9 protein-coding genes are annotated in these 8,320 nt (G+C 69.3%); 6 read left to right on the plus strand and 3 right to left on the minus strand.

Features of this window, described 5'->3' with window-relative positions:
• The 3 genes from WBA11_RS05415 to WBA11_RS05425 all read left to right on the plus strand — a co-directional run.
• Positions 1 to 923 (plus strand): penicillin acylase family protein (locus WBA11_RS05415; protein WP_424519695.1); only part of this gene is annotated, 923 nt, incomplete at its 5' end.
• On the plus strand, positions 920 to 1,471 hold the full coding sequence (locus WBA11_RS05420; protein WP_424519696.1) for a hypothetical protein: 552 nt from the start codon (positions 920 to 922) through the stop codon (positions 1,469 to 1,471). The genes WBA11_RS05415 and WBA11_RS05420, both read left to right, overlap by 4 nt.
• 187 nt (positions 1,472 to 1,658) lie before the next feature.
• Complete coding sequence (locus WBA11_RS05425; RefSeq protein ID WP_424519697.1) at positions 1,659 to 2,408, plus strand: hypothetical protein; 750 nt, start codon at positions 1,659 to 1,661, stop codon at positions 2,406 to 2,408.
• Positions 2,409 to 2,594: 186 nt separating this feature from the next.
• On the opposite strand, the gene WBA11_RS05430 is transcribed toward WBA11_RS05425, so the two are convergent.
• Positions 2,595 to 5,582, minus strand: a complete 2,988-nt coding sequence (locus WBA11_RS05430) for a WD40/YVTN/BNR-like repeat-containing protein (RefSeq protein WP_424519698.1) — start codon at positions 5,580 to 5,582, stop codon at positions 2,595 to 2,597.
• Between the two features lie 104 nt (positions 5,583 to 5,686).
• On the opposite strand from WBA11_RS05430, the gene WBA11_RS05435 reads away from it, so the two are divergent.
• Genes WBA11_RS05435 through WBA11_RS05445 form a run of 3 tightly spaced genes read left to right on the plus strand, consistent with a single transcriptional unit; the run spans position 5,687 to position 6,814 of the window.
• Positions 5,687 to 6,121, plus strand: coding sequence for a YkvA family protein (locus WBA11_RS05435; RefSeq protein WP_424519699.1), 435 nt, complete (start codon positions 5,687 to 5,689; stop codon positions 6,119 to 6,121).
• Positions 6,121 to 6,297: a hypothetical protein gene (locus WBA11_RS05440; RefSeq protein ID WP_424519700.1), complete on the plus strand. Its 177-nt coding sequence runs from the start codon at positions 6,121 to 6,123 to the stop codon at positions 6,295 to 6,297. The genes WBA11_RS05435 and WBA11_RS05440 overlap by 1 nt, the downstream gene beginning before the upstream one ends.
• Before the next feature lie 28 nt (positions 6,298 to 6,325).
• Positions 6,326 to 6,814 carry a shikimate kinase gene (locus WBA11_RS05445; RefSeq protein ID WP_424519701.1) on the plus strand — a complete coding sequence of 163 codons (489 nt, stop codon included), beginning with the start codon at positions 6,326 to 6,328 and terminating at the stop codon, positions 6,812 to 6,814.
• Between the two features lie 94 nt (positions 6,815 to 6,908).
• Here WBA11_RS05445 and WBA11_RS05450 read toward each other — a convergent pair whose 3' ends face one another.
• Both WBA11_RS05450 and WBA11_RS05455 read right to left on the minus strand, forming a co-directional pair.
• Positions 6,909 to 7,265 carry a nuclear transport factor 2 family protein gene (locus WBA11_RS05450; protein WP_424519702.1) on the minus strand — a complete coding sequence of 119 codons (357 nt, stop codon included), beginning with the start codon at positions 7,263 to 7,265 and terminating at the stop codon, positions 6,909 to 6,911.
• A 63-nt stretch (positions 7,266 to 7,328) separates the two neighbouring features.
• Complete coding sequence (locus WBA11_RS05455; RefSeq protein WP_424519703.1) at positions 7,329 to 8,069, minus strand: endonuclease III domain-containing protein; 741 nt, start codon at positions 8,067 to 8,069, stop codon at positions 7,329 to 7,331.
• Positions 8,070 to 8,320 lie beyond the last annotated feature (251 nt).

The following is an 8,320-nucleotide window of genomic DNA, read 5'->3' on the forward strand; positions in this document are numbered from 1 at the left end:
ACGAGCCGGGCGCGTTGTGGGCCGGGCTTCTCGAGCCGAGCCGCGTACCTCGCGTCGTGGATCCAGAAGACGGCTTGCTATGGTCTGCCAACTCGCGCGTCGTCTCGGACGAGAAGTACGCGGTGCTCGGGACCAGCAACTACGCCCACGGCGCCCGCGCCCGCCAGATCCGCGACGGCCTGCGCGCCCTCGAGGTGCCGATCTCGGAACGGGACCTGTTGGGCATCCAGCTCGACGACCGCGCCCTGTTCTACGCTCGGTGGCGCGACCTGCTTTTATCCGTCCTTGAGGACGCCGAGCCGATGCGCTCCATCGTCGACGGCTGGAGCGGCCGCGCCTCCCCCGACGACGCCGGCTACCGGCTGGTCCGTGACTTCCGCTCGTCGGTCGTCGAGCGTGTTCTTCCTCCCCTGCTCCGTCCGGCCTCGAGGACGGCGGGCCGCGACGTGGACATGCCCGCCCGCGACGAGACGCCTGTCTGGGCCATGATCACCGAGCGCCCGGGCCACCTGCTGCCCGACGGCTACGCGTCGTGGGACGACCTACTCGAACAGGCCGCGGCCGAGGTCGAGGCTGACCACCCCGTCCTCGAGGACGCGACGTGGGGCGCGTTCAACACGCTGCGCATGGAGCACCCGATGGCGTCTGCGATCCCCGGGATCGGTGACCGGCTCGTCATGCCGTCCGTGGCCCAGCCCGGCGACTCGCGGATGCCGCGCGTGTCCGGGCCGTCGTTCGGCGCGTCGCAGCGGATGGTGGTCTCGCCCGGTCACGAAGACCGAGGCATCTTCCACATGCCGGGCGGACAGGCCGGCCACTTTATGTCCCCATACTGGGGGGCCGGCCACGACGACTGGGTCGAAGGCCGGCCGAGCCCGTTCCTCCCCGGCGAGACCCGCTGGACCCTGACCCTGACTCCATGACCCGTTTTTTCGTGTTTGCACTCGCAGGTCTCGCCGCGTGCGCGCCCGACCCCTCCGAGGTCGCGCCTCAGCCACCGTCCGACGACGTCGACCGCGTTGTCGAAGAGGCGAGCTCCGTCCTCGAGGGCGTCGACCTCGACAGGGTCCGGATCGGGACGGACCTAGGCACTCCGACCGAGGTCATCACGTCGTCCGACGGCTCGATGGAGCTGGGCTTGACGGCCGACGTCCTGTTCCTCCGCCTTTCCGAGGAGGCCCGCAAGAACGTTTCGGAGGAGATCGACCGGGAGACCGAGAACGTCGAGGGGCTGGGAGGTCAGATCGCTCGAGCGGTCACCGACGCGGTAGAGGCGGGCCTGGGGATGGCGACCCAGATTCCACGGTCGGAGATCGAGGCGATCCGCGTCGAGGACGGCCGCATTGTGATCGCGATGGCGGACGGAGAGCCGTCGCCGTTCGCGCGCAGCAAGACCAACGACCGCCCGCTCCTGGAGTCCTTTGAGGCCGCGGACGCCCAGCGCCTCGCGGACGCGTTCTCAGACCTGTAGCCTGGCCTGGAGGTCGGGGCCTCGAGGTCGAGTTGCGGCAGGACCCGGACCCGAGCCGTGTCGGCACCCCGGCAGAGCCTCGGTCGGCACTCGACCTCGGTCCCGAGGGAGCCTGAGGTCACGCTCGGTCGCCCTCGAGGGCGACCGCCGGGACCTAGGTTTGTCGGCACCTAGATCACCCGACCGAATGTCCGCTCTTGCCTGGCGGCTCTCCCTTCTGGGAGCGCTCGCGCTCTCCCCTGTTTCGACACGGGCTCAAAACGTGTTCGGCAACCCGGACGGCGTCCTCGAGGGCGCAGGTTGGGCCGGGTTCACAGACGTGCGGTTTCTCGTCCACGCGACCATCATCCTGATCGTGGCCGCAGTCCTGAGCGCCGTGATCGCCTACCACCCGCGCACCCGGCAGCGCGTCGACAGCGTCGGGGAGGCCGAGGCGCCCAAGGTGTACCTGACGTACGGCATCGTCGGGGCTGTGATCGGGCTGATGGTGGTCCAGTACGGACTGGTCGTCGGGTTCGTGGTGTTCGGGATCGGCGGGCTGCTGCGGTTCCGCACGACGCTCGAGTCGGTCGCAGACACCGGCCGGCTCATCCTGGTCGCGTTGATCGGGCTCTCGTGCGGGATGGACCTCCCCCACCTAGCCGTCCTGACGACGGCGTTCGCGTTCGGCCTCATCTTCGTCCTCGAGCACCGCGTGACCGGGCAGCTCGTGGTCAAGAACCTGAAGGCCGCCACCCTCGAGGACGCGTCCGACGCGTACCGCGCATTGGTCGAGGAGCACGGCGAGGTGATCCGCCAAAACCGGAGCTACGGCAAAAAAGAGGTGTCGTTCATCTTCCGCGCCCCCAACCGGTTCGACCGGAGCGTCCTCGAGGGCCGTTTTCAGAACGAGATCCCCGACGGCCTGCGCGGGACCGTGGACTGGGAGCTCCATTAGATCAGCGGCGCTCCCACTTTGTCATCCTGAGCGAGCGAAGCGAGCCGAAGGATCTCTGGTGCGACGCTGTACCGCATCACACCGAGAGCCCCATCCGCGTCCTCGAGGTCGGCACCGATCCTTCGACTCCGGGCTGCGCCCTGCGCTCAGGATGACAGTGGGGACCGATCGAGACGTCCCAGAGAACTACGGCGTCTTCTTGCGCGCCCTCGAGCGCGGCTCCGGCCCGGCCTCGACGACCAGCGGCGCCGTCGCCGTCTGCCCACCCAGCGCGACCTCGAGGACGTACACGCCCGGGACGAGGTAGAACGCGCCCGTGTCCTCGCCAGCGTCGTGCTCGTCCCCTAGAGCGGAGTCGCTCACCAAGTCGTAGCGCATCAGGTTGAGGCCGGGTGAAGCGCCGTCCTCGAGGGTGCGAACGACTTGGCCGTCGGCATCCAAGACGCGGACGCGAGCCGTGCCCGTCGCCGTCGTCCAGTAGCCGACCTCGAGGGCGGGCTCGGGCGCGTCCGACCAAGTGTAGCCGATCGTTCCCCAGTCCGCGCGGTGCGTCGTGGTGTCGGGTGGGAAGACGTGCAACGTCCTCGAGGTCACGTCGGGTGTGAGCCGGGAGACGTGATCGAGGTCGGCGATCCAGATCGAACGTCCGTGCGTGCCGACGACCAAGTCGCGGTCTCGGGCCTGAACCACCACGTCGTGGACGGGCGCGTGCGGCATCGTCGGCCCCCAGGCGCCCGGCGCTGTCTCGGCCTCGAAGGGGCCGGCGCCCTCGATGGTGGATGCGCGTTGGCCGTGGAAGGCGGTGAACGTGGCGCCGCGGTCGAGGGAGATGTACAGGCCGCCGTCGGTCCCGACGTACATCGCGTCCGGGTTGTGCGGGTCTTCCTTGGCGACGTTGACCGGCTCGGCAGGAAGGTCGGTCCCGATGCGCTGCCACGTGCGGCCCAGGTCGTCCGAGGCGTAGACGTACGCGTCGAAGTGGTCCCAGCGGTAACCGTTGAGGGCGACCAGCAAGCGGTCACGACTGTGCGTCGAGAGCTCGACGCGGCTCACCCACAAGTCGGCAGGAAGCCCGGCCGAGCGGTCCTGCCAGGTTCGGCCGTCGTCCTCGGTCACCCAGACCTTTCCGTCGTCGGTGCCGACGGCCAGCAGTCCGAACTCGAGGTCGGACTCGTGGAACGAGCTCGCGGTCCCGTACGGCACGTCGCCGGGGATGCCGCCCTTCGTCAGGTCGGGCGAGATCTCGTCCCAGGTCTCGCCGCGGTCGAACGAGCGGTGGACGCGGTTCGAGGCGAGGTACAACACGTCCGGCAGGTGGCGGCTGAGCCAGATCGGCGTCTGCCAGTTGTAGCGGAACGGCCGCTCGCCGAGCTCGTGCTGCGGGACCGTCCGCTCGAGGTCGCCGCCGTCACGGTGCGTGCGGAAGTAGTTGCCGAACTGGAAGCCGGTGTAGACCGTCCCGTCGCGGTCGTCGACCTGGATGTGCATCCCGTCGCCACCGAGCAGGCGCCGGTACGGGTAGCGTCCCTCGGCCGTCCAGCCGACCGTCTGGCGGTAGGTGCTCGGCCCGACCCAGACGCCGTTGTCCTGCAGCCCGCCGTAGACGTTGTACGGCTCGGCGTTGTCCACCTGGACGCTGTAGAACTGGCCGACGGGGATCGTGTTGAGCTTGGTCCACGAGACGCCGCCGTCGAGCGTCGCGTTTAGGCCGCCGTCGTTGCCCGAGATCATCGCGCCCGGCCGCGTCGCGTCGAACCACAGGTCGTGGTGGTCGACGTGGACCTGGGGCGCATCAGCGCGCTGCCACGTCGCGCCGCCATCGACCGAGCCGACGAGCGGGACGCCCAAGACGAACAGCCGGTCCGGGTCGTGCGGGTCCACCCGGACGACGCCGAAGTAGTAGCCGTACGAGTAGAACAGGTCGTCGAGCGGCCCGTCGTGCGTCCGCGCCCACGTCCGCCCGCCGTCGGCGCTCCGGTACACCTCGGCGCCAACGACCGGCGTGTCGAACAGCTGGCGGTTGGCGTCGGCCAGAAACGCGACCAGGTCGGCCGGCTCGATGCGGCCGTCGCGCACGTCCTCGAGGACGGACTCGGCGGTATAGCTGAACGGGACGTTGTTGGCGTCCAAAAACGCGTTGAGGTCTTCTTGGGCGACCTCGAGGAACTGGTCGCGCGACATGGCTTGGATGGCGTCCGTGGTGAGCATCGGCGTGTCCATCTCCTCCGCAGGGCGCCGCGCCTGGTTGTCCACGACGGCGTACAGACGGCCGGAGGCGTGGGGTGCGAGCCCGATGCGGCCGACGGTGCCGCCGGTCGGGAAGCCGGAGCCCTCGACGGTCAGCCGTTGCCACGTCGCGCCGCCGTCTTGGCTGCCCCAGACGGCCGAGCCCGCCCCGCCCTCGACAAAGTCCCACGCGCGGCGCGAGCGCGTCCACGTCGAGGCCCACAGCCGGTCCGGGTCGTTCGGGTCGATCACGACCTCGATGGCGCCCGTGTCGTCGTCGACGTAGAGAACCTGGTCCCACGTGTCGCCGCCGTCGGTCGTGCGGTACAACCCGCGCTCGGGGTTCGGCGAGTAGAGGTGTCCGATGGCCGCCACCCAGGCGACGTCCGGGTCGTCCGGGTGCAGCGCGATCGCGCCGATGTGGTGCGACTCCTCGAGGCCGAGATGCTCCCACGTCGTGCCGCCGTTCGTCGACTTGTAGACGCCCGTCCCCGCGTACGACGACCTCGACGAGTTCGACTCTCCCGTCCCGACCCACAGCGTCGGCCCGTCGCCCTCGAGGTCGGTCCAGTCGACGGCCACGTCGCCGATGGTGATCGCGGGCATGTCGTCGAACAAGGGCGTGAAGCTCGAGCCGCCGTTCGTCGAGTGCCACAAGCCGCCGGACGCGTAGGCCACGACGATCTCGGACGGGTCGCCGGGCCGAGCCTCGACAGCCGTGACGCGGCCGGACATGACGGTCGGGCCGACGGACCGAAACGGCACCTCGGCGACGGGCGAGGCGTCCAGCATCTGGGCGCGCACGGCGGCGGCTTCGAAGCGCTCGGCGGCCGGCGTCGGAGGCACGGAGTTCTGAATCCGGTCCGTGACCATCGCTGGGCCAGGCGCCGCGACGGGCTGGGCCACCACCGACCCGCTAAAGACGACGAGGAGAAAAAACGCGCGCATCGAGGTCGAGAAAGAAGACGTCCGAAAGTAGCGGCTCGGCGCCGACCTCGAGGGCAACAGTCTCGGCCCCGATCCGTACGTTCCCGACCCCGCCCCCGAACGCCGTGTCCACCTCCGACCGCAAGACCGCCCGCCGCGGCCTCCGACTCGTCCAGGGCGACGCCGACGAGCTCGCCGACAACCCGAGCCGGCTCCGCGCCGTCATCCGCCGCGCCCAGACCCAGCTCCGCGAAGACCGGAGCCGCCTGGGCTCGCTCCGGGCCGACGTACCCCGCCTAGTCCGGCTCGGCCGCGCGATCGCCGCCGGCAATTACCGCCAGCTTCCCTGGAAGAGCATCTCGTTCGTCGCCGCCGGCTTGCTGTACTTCGTGACGCCGTTCGACCTGATCCCCGACTTTATCGTCGGCACGGGTTTCTTGGACGACGCCGTCGTGGTCGCCTACGTGATGAAGGCGATCCGCGACGACCTGGCCCGCTTCGAGGACTGGGAGCTGCAGAACGAGCCCGCCGACCCCGAGACGCTCAACCCGCCGTACTAGTGGCGCAGGCTGGTCCTCCCCCCGCGTTGCTGGCCGCCGCCGCGCTCAGCATCATGGGGCTCGCCCTGGTCATCTGGGCCGGCTTCGGCTCCGACGGCGACCGGTCGACGTTCCTGTACGTCGGCGCTGGGCTGTTCGTGATCTCGGCCATCCTGCAGTGGCGCTCGCGCACCTAGCCGGCCTCGAGGCCGCGAGCACGTTCGCATGACCCGGCCTCGAGTTCTGATCCTGGGCAACTCCGGCTCCGGGAAGACCACGATGGCACGGGCCTTGGCCGAGCTACACGGCGTGGACCACCTCGACCTCGACTTGGTCGCGTTCTCCGAGCCAGGTGTCCGTGCCGATTTCGAGGACAGCGCTGCCGCGATCCGAGCGTTCGACCTCGAGGCCGACGGGTGGGTCATCGAGGGCAGCTACGCGAGCCTGGCCGAGGTTGCGAGTCCGCTAGCGACGGAGTTCGTGTTTCTCAATCCCGGGGTCGAGACCTGCATCGCGCACGCCCGCGCTCGGCCGTGGGAACCCGAGAAGTACGACTCGAAGGCCGATCAAGACGCCGGCCTCGAGTTCTTGCTCGATTGGATCCGCAGTTACCCCGGCCGCGACGACGACTACGGACAGACCGCACACCGCACCGTGTTCGACGCCTTTACCGGCGACAAGCGCGAGGTGACGTCGTCCGACCTCGAGGGCTGAGGTCGGCGGATCGCGGGCCGACCTCGAGGTCGGACATGGAAAACGCCCGCCCCGGCGCGCGGCCAGAGCGGGCGTCCTCGAGGCCGAGACCGGTCTAGAGCTTGTAGAAGCGCTCCTCGACGATCTGACCGTCCTTCCAGGTCTGGACGGCAACCTGGTCGTACTTCTGGTCGCCGAAGTCAGCGTGCGTGAAGTCGAAGTGCCACTCGGTGAGCGCCTTGCTGTTGGCCTCGTCGACGACGCTCGACTTGACCTCGGCGCCGCGGAACTCGGTCAGGCCGTTGACGAAGACCTCCTCGTACTGGCGGTTGACGTCCTTGCCCTCGCGGGGCGGCTGGCCGGCGTCGATCATCACGACGTCCTCGGCGTAGTAGTCCTCGAAGGCGCCCAGGATGTCGCCCTGGAGGATGCGGTTGTTGAGGTCGTCGACCTTGGTTTTGAGATCGGACATGGGAAACGGTGTGGGTTAAGGGGAGCGATCGGTGCGATCGATCCAATATATTTGTTTGAACGACTATTGTTCCCGCTCGGCCTTCTCCCCCCACACGCACAGGTCGTACACCGGGCACCGGCCGCAGGTCGGGCGCCGCCAGGAGCAGCACTTCTGGCCGTGGAGCATGAACACCTCGTGGTGATCGTAGACCGTCTGGGCGTCCCAGCCACTCGGCACCAGCGCCGCCAACGCGTCGTGCGACGGGCCGACGGCCATCGACTCCGGGATGAGCCCCAGCCGCTGCGCGACGCGGTGGTGGTGGCTGTCGACGGGCAGCGCCGGCACGCGGAGCCTGCTGAACAAGAGGACCGCCGCGCTCGTCTTCGGGCCGACGCCTTTGATCTTCTGGAGCCATGGCCGCGCCCTCGAGGCCGGCCACCCGGCGAGTTCCTCGAGGCTCAGGCCGTCGGTCTCCGGCGCGTTGGAAATCGCCTCGAGGACGGCCTGCAGCCGGGGCGCCTTCTGCTCGGGCCAGGTGCACGTCGCGATGGCTTTCTCGACCTCGAGGACGTCGGCGTCGCGGACCTCCTCCCACGTCGGGAATCGCTCGCGGAGCGTGTCGTAAGCGCGCTTGCTGTCCTTGTTTTTCGTCCGGTGAGACAGCAGCGCCGAGACCAGTTCGCTCAGCGGGTCCTTGGTCGAGAAGTAGTCGATCGGGCACTCGTACTCCTGGCACAGCCGCTCGTGGACGAGGAGCGCCTTGTCTTTGAGCGCCGCGGGCCGGTCGGCCTCGAGGTCGGGGTTGGAGGAGAAGAGGTCCATCCCTCAAGGACGCCTCTGGCCGAGCGCGGTTGAGCGCGCCGCGGGTTTCGGGCGCCTCCCCACGACATGAGGGTCGCCCTCGAGGCCGGTAGCTTGCGTCTCCCCCGCTCTGACCTCGATGCCTACGGTCCGCCGCGTCCCGTCCTCCGTCGTCCGCCCCCTCCGCACCGAGATCCTGCGCCCCGGCTGGACCGACCGGTCCGCGACGTACGACCAAGACGACACGGTCGCCGTCCACGTCGCGGCCTTCC

The organism is Rubrivirga sp. (assembly GCF_049648075.1).
GTDB lineage: Bacteria > Bacteroidota > Rhodothermia > Rhodothermales > Rubricoccaceae > Rubrivirga.